This window comes from Nocardia sp. NPDC050713 (genome assembly GCF_040654315.1).
Lineage (GTDB): Bacteria > Actinomycetota > Actinomycetes > Mycobacteriales > Mycobacteriaceae > Nocardia.
On record NZ_JBFAHS010000001.1, the window covers coordinates 168358 to 187671 of the forward strand.

A 19314-nucleotide genomic window follows, 5' to 3' on the forward strand; every position below is an offset into this window, starting at 1 on the left:
GTGGGCAGCACCTCTCGCACGCGGTCCCTCGCTGTGCTCGCCGCTTGTGTCCTGGCGCTCGGATCGCCGGGGCAGGCGCAGGCGGCGGAGCAGTGGGGGCCGCTCGCGCCGCCGAATCCGCATCTCGGGCCGCACGGCACGTCGACCATGCACGGTGACGCCGGGTCCTCGGACGCCACTCCGCTCGCGGGGCCCGGGCCAGGTCTGCGCGGGGTCGGCGCCTATCCGCTGGCGGCCGCGTGCCCGACTTTGCTACAGGGCTCCGACGGGCTCGTCGTCGCGCTCTGCACTGCCATCGCCGGGCGAGCTCCGACGGTGCATCTGCTCGATCCGGGCGCCGGGCCGGTCGGTCACTCGCTCGCCTCGCTGGAACTGGCCAAGGGCAGCCTGCTCGGCGGCGTGTACGCCTATCTCGACAACGCCGATCGCCTGGTGGTGGTCGACGGTGAACGCGCCCTCCTGCGCGTCGCGCACGCCGAGAACTCACGGGGCAGGTGGCAGCTGCGGGTCGACACCAGCACCGATCTTTCCGGCGCGATCCCGGCGGACGACAACGTGACCGGCTTGGTGCCGGACTGGTCGGGAAATGTCTGGTTCGCCACGGGCAAAGGGCTCGTCGGCCTGGTGACGCCCGCGGGCGCGACAGCGACGGCGCCGCTGCCCGCCGGTGAGCTGGTGGCCAACAGCATCTCGGCGGCGCCGAGCGGACGGATCGCCGTGGCGACCACGCACGCGCTCTACGAACTGCGCGCCGACACGGCCGGGCGCCCGGAGGTGATCTGGCGCGCGACCTACGACCGCGGCTCCGCGCGCAAACCGGGACAGCTGAGCTGGGGCACCGGCTCCACACCGACCTACTTCGGCCCGCGCACCGGCGCCGACTACTTGACCATCGTCGACAACGCCGACGGTCAGGTGCGGGTGCTCGTCTACGCCTCGGGCACCGGGCAGCTGGTGTGTTCGCAGCCGGTACTGACGAAAGGCGGTGCGGGCAGCGAGAATTCGCCGGTCGGCATCGGCAGGTCGGTTTTCGTGGCGAGCACCTACGGCTACCCGTATCCGGCGGTGCCGGAGGACGCGGGCCCGGCGGTGCCGCCGAACGCGCCGTTCGTCGGCGGGATGACCCGCGTGGACATCGATGACGCGGGCGGTTGCCGCACGGTATGGGAGAACACCGTCCGCAGCGCGGCGGTCCCGCACCTGTCCACCGCGGACGGCTACGTCTACACGGTGACCCGGCGCGGTGTGGACGTCACGACACCGCTGGACGGCTACGCGTTCACCGTCATCGATCCCGGCACCGGCGCGGTGGTCTCGAACTCGCCGCTGCCCGGCACCATCGTGGACGATCCGCTCCAGATGTCGCCGCTCGTCACCGCGAGCGGGCGGGTGCTGCAAGGCACGGTTACCGGCGTTTTGCGGGTCGGCTGACAACCTCGCCCGAACCTGTGGACAGTCCGGACCTTCCTGTGGAAAACGTGTGCGGCGCAGAGGATGTGCGGCGAGCTGTGGACAACTGCCACCGCCGTTCGCGAAAGTCCTTGCGCGCCAGCGCGAGTGCCATGGCCGCCTCCGGTCTACGCATTATTTCGGCTGGTAGAGAGCCGATTCTCGAATAGCCGATTCCGTGCCCGGCCTGTGGATATCCGGTCCGCGACACACGCGGAACACGGAACCACGCCCGCTCACAACGACTTCCGCGCATTTATCCACAGGCTGTGCGCACCGCGCCGCTCAGTCCGCAGCGTCCGGCATTGCTGCTCGCCGCGCATCGCGGCCGAAATCCGCGGCGTTCGGTCCGGTCGCCAGTCCGCGCGAGATCACGGCGAGGGTGCGGTCGATAGCCAGATCCCTGGCTCGCGGGCCCGTGTCGGGTAGCGCGCGTTCGACCAGCAGCGACGCCATCCCGTGCACCGCCGACCACGCCGCGTACTCGGCGTCCGGCCGGTCGGCGGGATCGGTGAAACCGATCTCTACGAGCTCGTCGAGCAGATCCGAGAGCAGATCGAAGGCGGGGGAGTTCCAGTTCTCGGGGTCGTCCTCCTCTCGGTTGCAGAACGCGGTGCGGAACAGGCCCGGCTCGCGCAGCGCGAAGACGATGTACCCGCGTCCGACCGCGAACAGCCGGGTCACCGCGTCGGCGTCGGGCGGGAATGTCCGGATGGTCTCGGCCATCGCGCCGAACAGGCTCTGCTGCGCCTGCTCCTGCGCGGCGCCGAGCAACTGCTCGTGATTGGTGAAGTGCCGATAGGCGGCGGTGGGCGTCACGCCGACTCGGCGCGCGGCGGCCCGCACGGTGACCGCCTCGGGTCCACCGGTCTCGGCGAGTGCGGCGGCCGCGCGCACCAAGGCATTGCGCAGGTCGCCGTGGTGATACGGCCCTTCCCGCTCGGATTTCGTCATCCATTCGATGTTGACACTCGCACACATCGATGGCAAGTTAACGCCCATAAAGTTTACGCATGCCAACATGCTCGACTGGAGGCTCGACATGTTCGAACAACTCGGCCGCTTCGTGGCCCGACACGCTCGCTGGATACTCGTGGCGAGCGTGCTCGCCCTGATCGCGGGCGGCGCGCTCGGCGTCACCGCGTTCAGCAAGATGCAACCCGGCGGGCAGGAGGACCCGAACGCGGAATCCAGCACCGCGACCGTCCAACTCGCCGACAAGTTCGGCGCCGACACCGACTACGTCTTCCTGATCCGAGCCGAGCAGGGCGGCGTCGACGCCGAGGCGACCGCCGGGTTCGGCAGGGATCTCGCGCGCAGACTGGCCGCCGACGACCGGCTCACCAATGTCGTCTCGTACTGGGACACCGGCTCTCCGGCGATGCGGTCCGCGGACGGTACGGCCGCGGTCGTCCTGGCGGGTGGCGCCGAGCGGGACCCGACCAAGGAAACCGAGATCGCCGAGGAGATCGTCGCCGAATATCGCTCGGACGGGCCGGTAGCCGACGTCCAGATCGGCGGCAACAACGCGATCTTCCAGGCCGTCACGGAACAGATCGGCAAGGATCTCGGCATCGCCGAAGGCATCGCGGTGCCGCTCATCCTCGCGCTGCTGGTGCTCGCCTTCGGCAATGTGATCGCCGCGCTGCTCACGATGGTGGTGGGCGGCGTCGCGATTCTCGGCACCTTCACCGAACTCTCGATTCTCGGCTCGGTGACCGACGTGTCGGTCTACGCGGTGAACCTGACGACCGCGCTCGGCCTCGGCCTCGCCGTCGACTACGGGTTGCTCATGGTCAGCCGTTTTCGGGAGCGGCGCGCGGCAGGCGCGTCGCCCGACGACGCGGTGGTCGGCGCGGTCGCCACGGCCGGGCGCACCATCGTGTTCAGCGCGGCGACCGTCGCGGCGGCGCTCTCCTCGCTGGTGATCTTCCCGCAGTACTTCCTGCGCTCGTTCGCCTACGCGGGCATCGGCGTCGTCGCCATCTCGGCGGCGGCCGCCGTGATCACGCTGCCCGCGCTGCTCGTCGCGCTCGGCGCCAAGGCCGACGCGTGGAAAGTGCCGGGTGTGCGCGGCATTCGCGGTGACGCTGCGCCGTTCTGGGCGGGAGTCGCGGGCTTCGCGATGCGGCGGCCGCTGCTCACCGGCGTCCCCGTGGTGGCGGCGCTGCTGCTCGCGGCGGCTCCGCTGCTGAACGTCCAGTTCGGCACGCCCGACGATCGCGTGCTGCCGACGAGCACCGAGGTTCGCCAGGTCGGCGACGCGCTGCGCGAGGATTTCGGCGGCGGCGACAGCAACGCGCTTTCCGTGGTCACCACCTCCGGCGTCGAGGCGGGCCCGCTCGCCGAGTACGCGGCGGCGCTCTCGCGCGTGACCCACGTCACCCAGGTCGATTCCAGCGCGGGCACTTTCGTGCGGGGCGAGCGCACCGCGAGTTCGCCCGCGGACGCCAGGTTCGCCAAGCCGGACGCGCAGCGACTCACTGTGCTCACGGATCTCGACCGCAACTCGGCCGAGGCGCGCGAACTGGTCGACCGGGTGCGCGACGTGCCCGCGCCCGCGACGGCGCTGGTCGGCGGTCAGGTGGCCGAGCTGCGCGACAGTCTGGCCTCGATCGGGTCGCGGCTACCGGTGGCGGTGGCGTGGATCGTGCTCACCACCTTCGCGTTGCTCTTCCTGTTCACCGGCAGCATCGTGCAGCCGCTGCGGGCGCTGCTGTCGAACGTGTTGAGTCTCGCGGCCACGCTCGGGTTGATGGTCTTCGTCTTCCAGGACGGGCACCTGTCGGGACTGCTCGGCTTCACGCCCGCGCCGCTGGACGTGTCGATGCTGCTGCTCTTGTTCTGCATCACCTTCGGGTTGTCCATGGACTACGAGGTTTTCGTGGTCAGCCGGATCAAGGAGATGCACGACAAGGGCGCGTCCAACCGGGACGCCGTCGTCGAGGGGCTCGCACGCACGGGCCGGCTGGTGACCACGGCCGCCGCGCTGATCTCGATCAGCTTCCTCGCGTTCGTCACCAGCGACGTGCGGTTCATCCAGTTCTTCGGTCTCGGCGCCGGTTTGGCCATCCTGATCGACGCCACGCTGGTGCGCGGGGTGCTGGTTCCGGTGGCGATGCGGCTGCTCGGTCCGGCGGCCTGGTTCGCACCGCGCCCGCTGCGGCTGGTGCACGCGCGGCTCGGTCTCGCGGAAGCGTGATCCAGGCCACTTTATTCGGCGCCGACTGATGTGTCCGGTCGAGTTTTCGAGCTCGGCCGGACGCTGTCGTTTCAATACCGGAAACCGGCACCGTCCTGGGCTTTCGCCCCGCTGAGCGAGACGGTGAGGCGAAGATCACAGAGGCGCTTTCGGTTGCGGTTTCGGTGCTGGGGTATCGCGTGATGTTCGGGCCCGGGTGGCCAATTGCGCGTCTGGCAATCATCCGGATCGGCTTGATGCGTGTACACCACATGCCGTCCCGGCGGGGTGGGAATCTTGTTTAGTCGGCTATAAACAGACCTTGGGTCGCTTTTAGCTTCAAGAACGTGCGGCAACCCGAAAACGAGTTGACAAAACACCTGGTAGATGCGTCGGGCGGAATACATACCGATGCGCGACAGGCGCTTCGGCTAACCATTACGCAGCCAATTGTTCGGTTCGCGGACGGGTTTCAGTAGTGGTTTTCAACTTCGCCGCGGGGGATCTTGGAAGGGAGGAAAACCGACCGCCCGAGCGTCAGCCATGAGTTAGCTGTTGGTGTGAAAAAGTGGGTGGTCAGAGGGGTTTGCTGACGCGCTGCTTTATACGCGCGACACCGGCGCGGAGGGTTGCGCGGGCATAACGATTGTGTACAGTTGGCGGTAACGCTGGCCGCAGCTCGAGCACGACTCGCTGCGGCCAGCGGAACTCAAATGGGGGATATCGCAACCGTTCCGTGACATGGCGTTGCTGCCGATTGTCCGAAGCCTTTCCAGTCAGCGTGTGCCCGGGGTTGTCTGCCACCGTTCCGATTCCTCGATCGGCAAGGTTCGCGCCGCGTCCTGCACGAGCGCCGCGCGCCGTCCCGCGCCGAACACGTACGCGAAGAACAGCGCCTCCGCCGCGAAGCCGATTCCGATCCGCACCGGGGCTGGAAGCGGGCTCGGGGTCACGAAACCCTCCAGCAGGCCGGAAACGAACAGCACGCCGACCAGCCCGAGCGCGATCGTCGCGGTGGCCCTGCCCTGCCTCGCGACCGCCTCGATCCGGCTCAGCCGACCGGGGTCGACCAGCGTCCAGCCCAGCTTCAGTCCCGCGCCGCCCGCGACGAAAACCGCGGTCAGCTCCAGGGTTCCGTGCGGGAGGATGAAACCGAAGAACGAATCGAGCCGATCGGCCTCGGCCATCAAACCGGCGGTGATGCCGACGTTCAACGCGTTCATGAAGAGCAGATACACCGCAGGCAGGATCAGCACGCCGGTGAACAGCGCGATCGCCGCCACCCACGCGTTGTTGGTCCACACCTGCGCGGCGAACGCGTCGTTCGGGTGTTCGGTGTAGTACGTCTCGAACGCGCCGCCCGGCGCGGTGATCGCGGAATTGTCACCGCTGATGCCCAGTAGCTCGCGGGCGCGGCCCGAACCCTCGATCCAGATCGCCAACCCGGCCGAGACCACCACGAAAAGCGCGGCCACCGAAGCCCACCAGGGCCACGCGCGGTAGACGGCGGCGGGGAACCGGTGGGTGAAGAAATGGGCGATCTCGCCCCAGGTGTCGGCTTTGGTGCCGAGCACCCGTCCGCGCGCCCTGGCCAGCAGGGCGCTGAGCCCGGCGATGAGTTCCGGGTCGGGGGTGTGCGATTGCAACCGGGCCAGCTGCTGAGACGTGCGCCGGTACAGCGCCACCAGTTCGTCGGACTCGGCGCCGGTCAGCTTGCGCCTGCGCGACAGCTGGTCGAGCCGGTCCCACGACCGCCGGTGCGCGTAACTGTATGCGTCTACGTCCATATCGGTTGCCTCCCACTACCGCCGGTCGCAAGAATGCTATCGAGATGGCTGAGTTCACCACCGGCGAAGCGGTCGCCCTCGAGCTTCCGATCGCGCGGATACCGACACGCGCCACCGCGTTCCTCATCGACCTGGTGGCGCAACTGACCCTCGGCGTGCTGCTGATGGCGCTGGCGGGCCTCGTCGTCGTGCGCGCGGACGCCGACTCGGCATGGGTGGACGCGATCATGCTGGCGACGGTCGTCGTTGTGCTCGTCGGCTACCCGGTCGCGTGGGAGACGCTCAGCCGCGGCCGTTCGCTCGGCAAGCTGGCGCTCGGGCTGCGGGTCGTGCGCACCGACGGCGGACCCATCGATTTCCGGCACGCCATGACGCGCGGACTGGCGGGCGCCATCGTCGACTTCTGGATGCTCGGCGGTTTCGGCGCGATCGCGGTGATCACCTCGATGTGTTCGCCGAACGCCCGCCGTGTCGGTGACGTGCTCGCGGGCACCGTCGTCGTGCACGCCCAGCGCGGCCTGCCAGCCCCCGCACTGGCTTTCGCGCCGCCTTGGCTGGCGGGTTGGGCCGCTCGCCTCGACCTCTCCGGCATTCCGGAGGATCTGGCCCTCGCCATCCGCCAGTACCTGACCCGGCTGCGCACCCTGACCCCGGCCGCCGAGGCGAGTCTCGGCCACGCGCTCGTCACCGCGCTCTGCGCCCAGCTGCGCGTGCCCCCACCCCAGGGTTACCCGCCGGTGCAGATCCTCGGCGCGATCGTCGCCGAACGCCAACGCCGCGCCCTCACTCCGCCCGCCCAGGGTCTCGTCCGCGTGGCGTAATCGCTCTCACGCGCCGCCCCGCCCCGTGCCTCGTCCGCATGGCGTAGTCGCTCTTATGCGCCGCTTGTGTCGGGCCTCTCGTTCGTGTCGCCAGTCGCTCTCACGCAGCCGCTCGCGCTGGCTCATTGTTCGCGTAGTCGCTTCACATTCGATCGCCACGCCGGGGTTCATCCGCGTCGCAGCCCTCGCGCAGGGGTGACGCCCCACACCCCTACCGCACGCCTCACATAGGCACCGCCTATGTGAGGCGTGCACAGGATGTGTGAGCTCGTTCGTGTCGCAGAGCGCCGCACGTTGCCGCTCGCGCCGGGCCTCGCTCGGGCGGCGTGGTCGCGCGTGATACAGCCGCTCGCGCCGGGTCTCGTTGGCGTCGCGTAGTTGCCCGCACGCAGTCGCTCGCCGGGCCTGGTGCACGTCGCATAGTCGCTTCACACGCAACTGCCCCGGCCGCGCCTCGTGCACGGCGCAGCCGTCGGGTGCGCAGCCGTTCGCGCTGAACCTCGTTGCGTCGCATGGCCGCTTCACACGTATCCGCCCGCACCGGGGCCGTCCGCGCTGCCCAGGCGCTTCGAACTCGGTCCTCGGCGGTCACGACGCCGCGCAGGCCTCGAACCCCTGCGGGGCGTGTATGCGATAGGCGGACTTCGAAACTCACAGGGAGCCGGACTGTTTGAGTTCGAGGTATTCGTCGGCCAGGGCCTCGGGGAGGCGGTCGGGAGGGGCGGAGACCACCGCGATGCCCTTGCGGCGCAGTGATTCCTGGACGAGGGCGCGTTCGGCGAGGACGGTTTCCGCGGCGGCCGCGGCGTAGACGTCGTCGCGGGTGGTGGCGGCCGCGGCGATGTCGGGGTCGATCACCGAGACGATGAGGACGCGGTGGCGGTGCGCGAGCACGGGCAGTACCGGGAGCAGGTTCTCCTCGACGGCGGCGCCGTCCAGGCTGGTAAACCAGACCACCAGACTGCGACGGCGGGCGCGTTCGATGGTGGCGCGCACCAGACCCGCGCTGTCGGTGTCGACCAGCGCCGGGGTGACGCCCGCCAGCGCATGCATGAGCTGGAGTTGCAGGCGGTTGCCGCGCACGCCGCGTACCTCGGTGCGCACGGTGCGGTCGTAGGCGAGCAGGTCGACACCGTCGCCCGCCGCCGCGGCCAATCCGCCGAGCAGCAGCGCGGCCTCGATGGCGGCGTCCAGACGGGTGCCCTCGCCGACCCGGCCCGCGCTGACCCGCCCGGTGTCCAGCAGCATCAGCACGTGCCGGTTGCGCTCCGGGCGCCAGGTGCGGACGAGCACGTCGGTGGCGCGGGCGGTGGCGCGCCAGTCGATGGACCGCACGTCGTCGCCCGCGACGTACTCGCGGAACGAATCGAATTCGCTGCCTTGGCCGCGGGTGTTGGCGACGTTGCGGCCCTCGAGGTGTTGCAGCCGCTTCACTTTGGAGCGCATCAGCCGCTCGCTGCGGAACGCGGGCAGCGCGCGCACCCGGGCGGGCACGGTGCGCCTGGTCTGCCTGCCCGCCATGCCGAGCGGACCGAGCAGCCGCAGCGTCACCGGACCGGCGACCCGGTCGCCGCGATACACCGGACGCAGTGAGGTGCGCAGCCGGACTTTGGTGTTGGGCGCGAGTTCCAGCGTGTGCCTGCGGTGCTCGGTGCGCGCGCTGCGCGGCCAGTCGTCCCAGAACAGACCGCGCACGGTCCGCGCGCCGGTGTTCACGACGGTGAGTTCCACCTCGGCGGTGCGGCCTTGGCGCACGGTGGTCAGTTCCGGCCTGGTCAAAGTCAGGTCGCCCGCCGCACCTGCCGCGGCCAGGTCGACGAGTATCGCGACCGCGAGCACGACGCACGCCAGCGCGACCCCGTACCAGGACGGCAGCACGACCGCGACGAACAACCCGAGCGCCGCGGCGACGGCGACCAGACGACCGGTGACGACCACGGCTAGACCGGAACCGGGACCGAGCCGAGCAGCGCGGACATGACGCCTTCGGTGGTGACGCCGTCCAGCTCGGCCTCCGGCCGCAGGTGCAGCCGGTGCCGCAACACCGCCACCGCCACGAACTTCACGTCGTCGGGCGTGACGAAACCGCGCCCGTTCAGCCACGCGAACGCCCGCGAGGCCGCCATCAGCGCGGTCGCGCCGCGCGTCGAGGCGCCGTGCTGCACGGCGGGCGCGGTGCGGGTGGCCCGGCACAAGTCGACGGTATAGGCCAGCACCTCGGGGCTGATCGTCACGTCGGCGATGGCGGCCCTCGCCGCGGTGATGTGCGCGGGCCCGGCCACCGGTCGCAATCCGGCCGCCGTGAGATCGCGCGGATCGAAACCGGCCGCGTGCCGTTGCAGCACGCGGAATTCGTCGTCGCGGCTGGGCAATTGGATGTCGACCTTGAAAAGGAACCGGTCCAGCTGCGCCTCCGGCAGCGGGTAGGTGCCCTCCTGCTCGATCGGGTTCTGGGTGGCGACCACGACGAACGGATCGGGCAGCTGCTGCGGTTTGCCGTCGACCGAGACCTGGCGCTCCTCCATCGATTCCAGCAGCGCCGACTGGGTCTTCGGCGGCGTCCGGTTGATCTCGTCGGCGAGCAGCAGGTTGGTGAACACCGGGCCGTGCCGGAAGGTGAACTCCGCCGAATGCGGGTCGTAGATCTGCGATCCCGTGACGTCGCCCGGCATCAGATCGGGCGTGAACTGCACCCGCGCGTACTCCAGATCGAGCGCGGTCGCCAGCGCGCGGACGAGCAGCGTCTTCGCCACGCCCGGCACGCCTTCGAGCAGCACGTGACCGCGGCACAGCAGCGCGAGCACGAGGTACATCACCGCGTTGTCGTTGCCGACGACCGCCTTGCCGATCTCGGCTCGCAGCGCGCCGAACGCCGCACCGGCCTGCTCGGCGGTGACGCCCTTCGTGATGTCCGTGGTCATCCGACCTCCGTTTCGATCCATTCCAGTTGTGCGGCGACGATGTGCAGCGCGTCCGCGTCCGGCACCGGCCCGAAGAACGCGTTTCCGACCAGTTGCGGGTCCGCGCCGCTGCGGGCCGCGATCGCGGCGACGAGCGGTTCGGGCAGCGCGTCGGCGCCGACCCCGAGCAGTGGCCGCAGCCTGCGCAGCGTGGCCGCGCGCAGCTTGGCGGCGACGTACTCGTAGTCGCGGGACTTGCGGTACAGCGCGGCCTGACCGGCGAGCAGTTCGTTGGCGGCGACCTCCACCGGGCGCGGCTCACCGACCAGCGCCCCGCGCCGCCTGGCCCGCCACCACATCAGCAGCGCGAGGGCGATCAGGAACTGCAAGCCGCCGAAGGCCAGCGGCGCGGGCAGCCGGGAGAAGATCGAGTCCTCGCCAGCCCCGATGTCCGGGCGGTCGATGTCGTTGTCGGAGGGCGGCGGTTGCGGCGGCGGGATGTCCGGCGGCGGTTTCGGCGCGGTGGGCGCGCCGCAGGATTGCATGGCGGCGTAGAGCAGCAGCGCGAGCACGGCCACCACGGCCAGCGTCGCCCAGAACTTCGGATTCCGCAGCAGGCTCGGCAGCGGCGGCAGCTTCCTGCGGGTGCGCGGCCCGGCCTCGACGACCTCGCGCTCGACGGGCTCGGCGGCGGGCGGTGGGGCCGCGGCCGAGAAGCGGTCGGCGTATTCGAGCCTGCGGTACTCGTCCTCGGTGGCCGCGCGGCCGCCGTAGACGACCTCGTCGAAACTGCGTGCGGCGGGTTGGAGTTCGGTGGTGACCTCGAGCGGCAGCACGGCCGAGACGTCGTCGACGGTCTCGTCGGCCGTCCGAGAACGCCGGACTTCCAGCACGCCGTGCTGCTCCATGCCGCGCAGGACGGCGCGGAACCGTTCGCGCAGCGCGCGGTCGTAGTCGCGGCGCTGCGCCGCTTCCTCGGCGGCGGCGCGATGATCGGCGGCGGGGCCGAGACGCGGGGGCGGCGGTGTCTCGGGGTGCGTCACCGTGCGTCCTCGCGCCCGAACGACCCAGCGTCCTCGCGACCGGACGGTATCCGGATGTCGAGTCCCTCACGGCGACACCGCAGATCGATATAGGACACCACCCGGGTACTCGCCTCCACGATCTCGCCGAACGCGACGAGCAGCAGCGCCGCGGCGGTGAGCAGCACGATCACCGGCCAGCGGTGGGTGCCGGAGAAATCCGAGACGAACCAGGGGATCGCCAGCAGCGGAACGGCGAGCAGCGTGAACAGGCAGCGCTGGGTCAACCACAGCCCAGTCAGCGGCCATTCCGAGCCCGCGACAAGCAGTTTCGTGCGGCGGACCGCCTCGCCGTGCGAGCCGTGTTCGGCGAACAGCACCGGCGCGACGAGGAACCGCTTGGCGCGCAGGTAGCCGAGCCAGATCACCGCGAAAGGAAAGGTGATGATCAGAATGCCGCCGCCGACCAACACCGCGACGCCGACCACCGAGAACAGCACCTGCGCGATCAGCAGCGCCGGCGCGACGGCGCGCAGCCGGACCAGCGCGGCCCGCCACCCGATCCGCTCGCCCGCGATGCTCGCCAACCCGATGGGCACGGTCACGCCGCGCAGCAGCAGCCGCAGGAACCAGGCGCAGACGACGGTCGAGAGGATCGCCGCCCAGGCGGTGCCCGCGTCGGACCCGTCGGTCGCGTTCGAGACGCTTCCGGTGATCACCACGACGACGATCTCGGCCGCGACGAGTCCGGCCGCCGCCGTACCGGCCAGCGTGGCGATGTTGGCCTGAATGAGGGCGAACGGCAGGTCGAGCAGTTCGCGGAAGGTCAGCGGCCGGATCGGCACCGTCGTTCCAGGGGACCCTGGTACCGGATCGCTCCCCGCCCCGACGGCACCGGCCGGGTCAGCGGCTGGTAACACGCGGCCGAGTCTAATGCGCGCGACCGACCTGGGCCCGTTATCCGGTGCGCGGCAGGGCCGGAGGAGACAGTGTCACCGCTCCAGCAGGCGATCCAGCACGCGGCGGTACCGCTCCGGCTCGATCGGCGGAAAACCGAGCAGTGCGCGCAGATACACCCCGTCGCCGACGAGGCGGACGATGTCGGCGTGCACCGGGTCGTCGATCTCGGCGTCCAACCCGTCCGACCAGGAGGACATCAGCTCGGTCAGCGCGCGCTGCACCTCGTCGACCTCGGGTCCCGGGCTGGCGTCGATGGTGCGCATGGTCGCGAGCATCGAGCGGTAGAGCTCGAGTTCCACCGCGTCGGTGGCGCTGTCCGGATTCGGCGTCTGGAGATACCACTCCGCCACCGAGGTGCCCTTGGCTCGCGCGTCGGCGACCTGTTGCGTGGCGCGTTCACCGAGGCGGCGGACCAGACCGGCGAGCAACGCGTCCTTGCTCTTGAAGTGATAGAGCAGCCCGCCCTTGGAGACGCCCGCCGTAGCGGCGACGTTCTCCAGCGTCACCTGGGACATGCCTTTGTCCAGCAGCAATGTCTCGAGTGCGTCCAGGATCCGGTCGCGGGTGTTTGCCGTCACGGTATTCGACTATACCGGCCGGACGGTAATGTCCTGTACTGTACCGTCTGGACGGTAAAAAGAATTCGACGACGGAAGTCGAGAGAGTCGATGAACGCCCCAACCACGACCGCGGCCACCTCTGCCGCTTCGCCAACCAGGACCGCCCCGCCGCGCGCCACCGCGCGCGAGTGGGCGGGCCTCGCCGTACTCGCGCTCGCCCTGCTACTGCTAGCGGTCGACGCCACGGTTCTCGACCTAGCGGTCCCCGCCATCAGCGCCGATCTCGCGCCGACCACGCCGCAGCTGCTGTGGATCATCGACGTGTACTCCTTCGTGCTCGCCGGTCTGCTCGTCGTGATGGGCAACCTCGGCGACCGTGTCGGGCGGCGCAGGCTGCTGCTCATCGGCGCGGCCGGTTTCGGCATCGCGTCCGTGGTCGCCGCGTGGGCGGTCTCGCCCGAAATGCTCATCGCCGCCCGCGTGCTGCAGGGCGTCGCGGGCGCGACACTGATGCCCGCCACGCTCGGCCTGATCCGGACGATGTTCCTCGATCCGCGCCAGCGCACCGTCGCGATCGCGGTGTGGAGCGCGATGGCGGGCGGTGGCGCCGCGGCGGGTCCGCTGATCGGCGGCTGGCTGCTCGAGCACTACTGGTGGGGCTCGGTGTTCCTGGTGAACCTGCCGGTCATGCTGGTGCTGTTGGCCCTCGGCCCGGTGCTCGTCCCGGAATCGCGCGACCCGAACCCCGGCCGGTTCGACCTGCCGAGCGCGGCGCTGTCCATGCTGGCCCTGGTGCCGATCGTGTACGCGGTGAAGGAAGCCGCGGCGCACGGTCCGAGCGCCACGCTCGTCCTCGTCGGCGCGGTCGGCGTGCTCGCGGGTGTGCTGTTCGTGCGCAGGCAGCGCAGGCTGGCGCACCCGATGCTGGACCTGAAGTTGTTCGCACTGCCCAGGTTCCGCACCGCGGTGGTGACCAACCTGTTGGCGGTGTTCGCACTGGCCGGTGTGCTGTTCTTCGGTTCGCAGTATCTGCAGCTGGTGCTCGGCAAGTCGCCGTTGCAGGCCGGGCTGCTGTTGCTGCCGGGTCTGGCGGCCAGCGTGGTCGCCTCGCTGGCGGCGGCCTGGCTGGTGCGGCGCTGGCGAGCGGGCGCGGTGCTGGCGGGCGCACTGGTGACAGCGGCGTCCGGCGCGGTGCTGTTCCTCTGGCTCAGCCCCGACGTCGCGACGAGCACGGTGCCGTTCGTTCTCGGTTTCCTCGGCGTCGGCGCGGGTGTCGGTGCGGCGCTGACGGTTTCGTCGGACCTGGTGGTCAGCTCCGCGCCGGTGGAGCGGGCCGGTGCGGCCGCGGCGGTCTCCGAGACCGCCTACGAGACGGGCATCGCCCTCGGCGTCGCGCTGCTGGGCAGCGTGGTCATGGCGATCTTCCGCAACGGCCTCGACCTGTCCCGAGCGCCCGGCGAAACCGCGGGCGCGGCGACCGAATCCCTCGGCGCCGCCACCGAATTCGCCCGCCAGCTGCCGGACGCCACGGCGGAGACGTTCCTGCTCTCGGTGCACGAGGCCTTCGTCTCCGGCATCCACCTGGCCGCGATGGGCACCGCCGCGGTGCTGCTGATCGCCGCCGTCGTGGCGTTCCGGCTACGCGCGACGCAGTAGTGAATCGGCGAGGACTCGCACTCCGCAAGGGGTGCGAGTCCTCGCGCTCGTGTGATCACTGCGGCGCGGACAGGTTCGGGAGCGACGGCGACGCAAGCCAAATCGCGGCCGTCCAGCCGACCCCTCCCAAAGCCCAGCGGTCGGCTCCTCGATAATCAGCGCTGCTGCCCGCTTCGGTTCAGCGGTGGCGCGCCAGCATTCTCGGCGCGCGGCGGCGCAAGCTGATCGCCTTGCCGGGTTGCCTGGGTTCGGCCTCCGCGGATTTCAGGCGCGGAACACTAGCGGGGCCGCGCGAGGGTCGTCTGCGCGACGCGGCCGCGCAAGGTGACCGACTCGCCGAGTGCCCAATGTTCGGCTTCCGCGGAATCCGCGGCCGCGACGGTCGACGCGGACGCGAGCAGCAAGCCCGAATCCTGTTTGGCGAGTTCGCAAAGCCGCGCCGCCTCGTTGACCGCGTCGCCGATGACGGTGAACTCGTAGCGCTGGTGGGCGCCGACATTGCCCGCGACCACGCGTCCCGCCGCCACGCCGAGACCGGCGGTCAACTCGGGGATCTCCCCGAGGCGCGCGCGGATGGCGCGGGCGCAGGCCAAGGCGGCGCCCGGGGCGTCGGGCAGCGGGCTCGGAGTTCCGAAGACAGCGAGCGCCGCGTCGCCCTCGAACTTGTTGAGCAGCCCGCCGCAGCGCTCGACCTCGTCCACCACGATGCCGAAGAAGCGGTTCAGCAGCGCGACGGTCTCGGTGGGCGGGCGGGTCGCGGTCATCGTCGTCGAGCCGATGATGTCGATGAACAGCGCGGCCGCGTCGGTCTCCACCCCGCCGAGCGCGGGCTCGGCCGCCAGCGCGGCGTCCGCGACATCCTGGCCGACGTGCCTGCCGAACAGGTCGCGGATCTGTTCGCGCTCCCGCAGCCCGTGCACCATGTGGTTGAAACCGCTTTGCAGCTCGCCCAGTTCGGTGCCGTCGTACACCGCGAGCCAGACGTCCAGATCGCCCTTCTCCACCTGACGCATCGCCTGCCGCACGCCCTGGATCGGCGCGACCGTGGCGGCCAGCGTCTGGGTCGTCAGCAGCAGGCCGAACAGGAGCGTGGCCCCGCCGAGGGCGAGCACGCAGACGGCGAGCCGCTCGACGCTCACATCCGAGCGGGCCAGCGCGAGCACCGCGATCACCATCAGGCCGCCCACCGGCACGCCGGAACCGAGGATCCAGGCCAGCAGCGAACGGCCGAAGACGCCGATGCCGCGCCGGCGGTGGGCGGGCGCGGCCTCCAGCACTCGCGTGGTCACCGGCCGCAGCGCGAACTCGATGATCAGATAGCTGTTCGCGCACACCACGATCGCGCTGAAACCGACGGCGAACGCGATCTTCGCGATCAGCTCCGGATCCGCCAATCCGTATAGCGTCGTCAGGACGACGAGCCCGCCGAACCACAGCGCGGCCTGCTGCACCACCAGCTTGCGCGGCACCGCCGCCGCCGCGGACTGTTCGGCCTCGGTGGGGACGTGGTCGGGATCGGTCGCCCAGCGCAGCGCGCCGAGTCCGCGCGTGGTGCCCCACCACACGCCGAACACCGTCGCCAGCCCGGCGTACACGGGCGCGGCGAGCACATCCAGCAGCAGCAGGTCGCGAGTGAACACCGAGGGGCCCGGCAGCACGAACCCGCCGAGCGCGAGCGAGACGACCATGCCGGTGAAGTTGGCCAGCAGCAGCGGCACCGTGAGCAGCAGTTGGATACGGATGCGACGCACACCCGAGGACTCCTGGGTCGACCCGAGCAGTCGCGAGCCCCATGGCGCGGGCGTCTTGGCCGTCACATCACGCACCGACATGCGTGCAGACTAGATCGCCGCGCGCGAAGCCATGTGCGGACGTCACCACGGTTGGACGTAGCCCAATGGCGGCGGCGCCACGATGAGGCTTCCGCACGAACGGCACGCTGCCGCCACCGCGTGTTCCGCTCGGTCAGCGACCGGGCGGAAGTTCCCGCTGACCCCGCGGGCCAGGCAGTTCCCGCTGCTCGCGGGCGGCCAGTTCGTCACGGTGTTCGACGGGCGGCAGGCCGTACGTCTGCTGCCCGTAGCCCAGCGCGGAATACCGCGGGTCGTGCGGCGACGCATAGTGCGGCGGGGGGTAGTGGGCGTCGACCACGGACGACGCGATGCGGTGCGCGTGCCATGCCTCGGGCGATCCGGGCGGCAGCTGGTAGCCGACGGGCGGGGCGACCGCCTGCTGGGCCTGCGCGTGCGAGTCCTGCGAGTCCACCGTCACCTTCCTGGTGCGGCGCAGCGTGAAGGTGATCTCCTCCACCTCTTCGAAGGCCTGCCGCGCCGTGCGCAGCGGGTGGGTCGCGGTGTCGATCGCGTTGGCGACGAAGGAGGGCACCAGCGGGCGGATCCAGCGCGCCGCGGTGTCGGTGAACGGCACCGTCCCGATGATCGGCAGTTCCAGGCCACCGCCGCCCTTGGGCTCCGCGGGCCGCGCAGTAGGAGCCGGGGCCAGTGCGCCCGCGTTCGCGGTGGGCGCCAACGCGCCCGCGCCGACGGTCGCGGGCAGGTTCGGTGTCACGATCCCGTCCTGAGACACGGAGCTGTCCTTTCGATCGGCAGCCGGTGCGGCTGGCAGGGCGTGTGGCGTCGGCTTTTCCAGGCCGCGCGGTTCGGTGATGCCGATCTCCAGCCCGCCGATGGCCGCGATGACGCGGGTGCGCTGGCGCTCCCTGTCGATGGCCGTGTCGGCCTCCGCGGCGAGCCGGGCGGCGGTGAGTTGCTGTTCGGCGCGCAGGTTCTCGGCCTCCGCGCGCACCTCGGCGCGCTTGATGGCGATCGCCGCCTCGGCCTCGCGTTCGGCGCGATCCACCACGGCGCGCGCGGCGGCGTGCCGGTCGAACGAGGTCTCGCCGCGCCACCAGCGCAGCAGCAGCGGGAGCAGGGCGAGCAGCACGAAGGCGAGCAGCGTCGCGAGACGCAGCAGCAGCGCGCCGCCGAACGCCGCGGTGTGGTCGTTCATGGCGACCCAGCGCGCGCCGAGGCCGCGATCGCCGTCCGTGAAGGCGGCGGTTCGGGCTGCGGCCGTTGCGCTTTCGGCCTCGGCGAGGCGCTGATCCAGCTGCGCGGCGCGATCACGGGCGGCGGTGTGCCGGTCGCGGGCGTCCTGGAGCATCTCGTTGGCGGTCTGCGATTCGGGGCCGCGGCCGGGGACGCCGGTGATCCGGGTCTGCGGGCACTCCGGCGTCGGATTGAACTCGCACCGCGCGATCACCAGCATGCGGTCGATATCGGCCTGAGCGGCGGCGATGGTCTGGTCGAGCGCGGTCCGGTCGGCGCGCGCACGGTCCAGCTCGGCGCGGGCGGCGGCCACCGCGGGGGCGGATTCGACGGCCGCGTGTGACTTCTCGTCGAGCACCCTGTCCACCGAGCCGTCGAACAGCGCCGTTGCCGCGAGTTCGGCGAGCAGCACGCCGAAGACCACGGCCACCGCGACGCGCCCGGTCAGCCCGAGCCGGTCCGGCATCCGCCCCGGGCGGGCGGTGGCGAGTGCGCGGCCGACGGTGCCCGCGAGCAGCGCGACGATGAGCGCGAGCGGCGCGATGGCCAACAGCGGCCAGCCGCCGGTCGCCGCCAGCGCCAACGTCGTCACGACCCCCGCTACCAGGGCGAACAGGGCGACGGAAGCTCCGGTGACGGCGTAGCTCGCGCGTTCGTGGCGTTCGGTGAGTTCACCGGTCTGACCTCCGCCGAGCCAGGTGAACAAGCCGGTGACGGTCATGGGGATCTCACATCCTCTACGTCCCAGTCGTTTGGCAGCTTGGCGAAACTGTCACAGATTCGTTGTCCCAGCGTGACAGGCAAGGGCCCGACACACCGAGTACGGCCCGGCGGATGTGTCGAGGCTCACAGCGAAGAGGGTTCGGGCGTGCCGTTTTCCGCGCCGAGCAGTGTGCGCGGAGTCGGCGCGGAGGCCGTGGCTTCGCCTTAACCTGGCAGGGTGAGTCGTTGTCGGGCGAACGGGTGGGAGCATGCGCGCACTTGCGGTGGCACTGCTGTCCGCGGCGCTGCTCGTGTGGGCCGCGGGTAGCGCGAAGCCGGTTCCCGGCGAGCCGGTGCCCGGGTCGCTCGAACCGCTCGTCGCGCTGATCGCGCAGCGCATCGACACCGCCGACGCCGTTGCCGCGGCCAAATGGGCGCACGCCGCGCGCGATGGCTCCGTCCCGACGATCGACGACCCGGAGCGCGAGGCGGCGGTATACGACGCGATGGCGCGCCTCGGCGCCGCGTACGGGCTGTCCGAAAAGTGGGTCAGGAGGGTGTTTTTCGGCCAGATCGAGGCCAGTAAGACCGTGCAATACGGCCTGATCGCGCGCTGGCGGTTCGACCCAGCCGCCGCACCGGCCGCGCCACCGGACCTGACAGGCGTGCGCCCGACCATCGATCGGCTCAACAAGGCGATCATCGATCAGCTGGCCGAGCACCGGGCCGAACTCGCCGCGCCGGACTGCATGGAACGGTTGGCGCCCGGCGTCTTCGCGCACTTCACGACCGCCGATCCGCTGCACCGGCTGGCCTTGATTCGGGCCGCCTCGGCGCTGTGTTGATGTGCGCTGGCGCGGGTGTCGATGTGCGCTGAACTCGCTGTGTCGAAAATTACTGATCTTGTTTGCTGAAAATGTGCTGAAAGCCACAAAGGGCAAAAGAATCCGGACGGTCGGATACCGTCCGAGGCTTGTCACACCCCTGTCGTAAATATCTCATCAAGGCCGTTGACGAGTTAGCCGTGGCACAAGGGGTTTGCCGTCCTCCGGCCGGGGGAAATCATCTTCGATGCAGGTGAGCGCCTGTTCTCGGGGTCGAAGTGCCTCGTCGGACGCTCTGTCGGTGGCCCATCGCCGCCGCCCGGCACCGAGTGCCGGGGGATCGATCCAGGTCCATCCGCTGCTTTACACTGGACGACGCGCACACGTGGAGGACCGAAATGAAGA

At 70.5% G+C, this 19314-nt stretch carries 14 protein-coding genes; 5 read left to right on the top strand and 9 right to left on the bottom strand.

What is annotated here, in order from left to right:
* A complete protein-coding gene (locus tag AB0H49_RS00730) occupies positions 1-1431 on the top strand; it encodes a hypothetical protein (RefSeq protein WP_354998258.1) in 1431 nt (476 codons plus the stop codon).
* 303 nt (positions 1432-1734) lie between these two features.
* Here the strand turns inward: AB0H49_RS00730 and AB0H49_RS00735 are convergent, their stop codons facing one another.
* The gene (locus tag AB0H49_RS00735) at positions 1735-2403 is read right to left on the bottom strand and encodes a TetR/AcrR family transcriptional regulator (RefSeq protein ID WP_357245680.1); all 669 of its coding nucleotides are present in this window, start codon (positions 2401-2403) and stop codon (positions 1735-1737) included.
* A 67-nt stretch (positions 2404-2470) separates the two neighbouring features.
* Here AB0H49_RS00735 and AB0H49_RS00740 point away from each other — a divergent pair, with 67 nt between their 5' ends.
* A complete protein-coding gene (locus AB0H49_RS00740) occupies positions 2471-4651 on the top strand; it encodes an MMPL family transporter (RefSeq protein WP_357245683.1) in 2181 nt (726 codons plus the stop codon).
* Between the two features lie 755 nt (positions 4652-5406).
* Here AB0H49_RS00740 and AB0H49_RS00745 read toward each other — a convergent pair.
* A complete protein-coding gene (locus AB0H49_RS00745) occupies positions 5407-6417 on the bottom strand; it encodes a stage II sporulation protein M (protein WP_357245686.1) in 1011 nt (336 codons plus the stop codon).
* 44 nt (positions 6418-6461) lie between these two features.
* Here AB0H49_RS00745 and AB0H49_RS00750 point away from each other — a divergent pair, with 44 nt between their 5' ends.
* Positions 6462-7238 carry an RDD family protein gene (locus tag AB0H49_RS00750; protein ID WP_354998254.1) on the top strand — a complete coding sequence of 259 codons (777 nt, stop codon included), beginning with the start codon at positions 6462-6464 and terminating at the stop codon, positions 7236-7238.
* 651 nt (positions 7239-7889) lie between these two features.
* Here the strand turns inward: AB0H49_RS00750 and AB0H49_RS00755 are convergent.
* The 5 genes from AB0H49_RS00755 to AB0H49_RS00775 form a co-directional block, all read right to left on the bottom strand.
* On the bottom strand, positions 7890-9176 hold the full coding sequence (locus tag AB0H49_RS00755) for a DUF58 domain-containing protein (RefSeq protein WP_357245689.1): 1287 nt from the start codon (positions 9174-9176) through the stop codon (positions 7890-7892).
* Between the two features lie 2 nt (positions 9177-9178).
* Positions 9179-10159, bottom strand: coding sequence for a MoxR family ATPase (locus AB0H49_RS00760; RefSeq protein ID WP_357245692.1), 981 nt, complete (start codon positions 10157-10159; stop codon positions 9179-9181).
* Positions 10156-11181 (bottom strand): DUF4129 domain-containing protein, encoded by a 1026-nt coding sequence (locus AB0H49_RS00765; protein ID WP_357245695.1) that lies wholly within the window; start codon positions 11179-11181, stop codon positions 10156-10158. The genes AB0H49_RS00760 and AB0H49_RS00765 overlap by 4 nt, the downstream gene beginning before the upstream one ends.
* Positions 11178-12005 (bottom strand): hypothetical protein, encoded by an 828-nt coding sequence (locus AB0H49_RS00770; RefSeq protein WP_357245698.1) that lies wholly within the window; start codon positions 12003-12005, stop codon positions 11178-11180. The genes AB0H49_RS00765 and AB0H49_RS00770 overlap by 4 nt, the downstream gene beginning before the upstream one ends.
* A 147-nt stretch (positions 12006-12152) precedes the next feature.
* Positions 12153-12698 (bottom strand): TetR/AcrR family transcriptional regulator, encoded by a 546-nt coding sequence (locus AB0H49_RS00775; protein ID WP_354998249.1) that lies wholly within the window; start codon positions 12696-12698, stop codon positions 12153-12155.
* A 90-nt stretch (positions 12699-12788) separates the two neighbouring features.
* Between AB0H49_RS00775 and AB0H49_RS00780 the strand changes: the two genes are divergently transcribed.
* Positions 12789-14336 carry an MFS transporter gene (locus tag AB0H49_RS00780; protein WP_357245701.1) on the top strand — a complete coding sequence of 516 codons (1548 nt, stop codon included), beginning with the start codon at positions 12789-12791 and terminating at the stop codon, positions 14334-14336.
* Positions 14337-14614: 278 nt separating this feature from the next.
* On the opposite strand, the gene AB0H49_RS00785 is transcribed toward AB0H49_RS00780, so the two are convergent.
* Positions 14615-16168, bottom strand: coding sequence for an adenylate/guanylate cyclase domain-containing protein (locus AB0H49_RS00785; RefSeq protein ID WP_354998247.1), 1554 nt, complete (start codon positions 16166-16168; stop codon positions 14615-14617).
* A 133-nt stretch (positions 16169-16301) separates the two neighbouring features.
* Complete coding sequence (locus AB0H49_RS00790) at positions 16302-18104, bottom strand: DUF4407 domain-containing protein (RefSeq protein ID WP_357245704.1); 1803 nt, start codon at positions 18102-18104, stop codon at positions 16302-16304.
* 250 nt (positions 18105-18354) lie between these two features.
* On the opposite strand from AB0H49_RS00790, the gene aroQ reads away from it, so the two are divergent.
* The gene (aroQ, locus tag AB0H49_RS00795) at positions 18355-18930 is read left to right on the top strand and encodes a gamma subclass chorismate mutase AroQ (RefSeq protein WP_357245707.1); all 576 of its coding nucleotides are present in this window, start codon (positions 18355-18357) and stop codon (positions 18928-18930) included.
* The last annotated feature ends 384 nt before the right edge of the window (positions 18931-19314 follow it).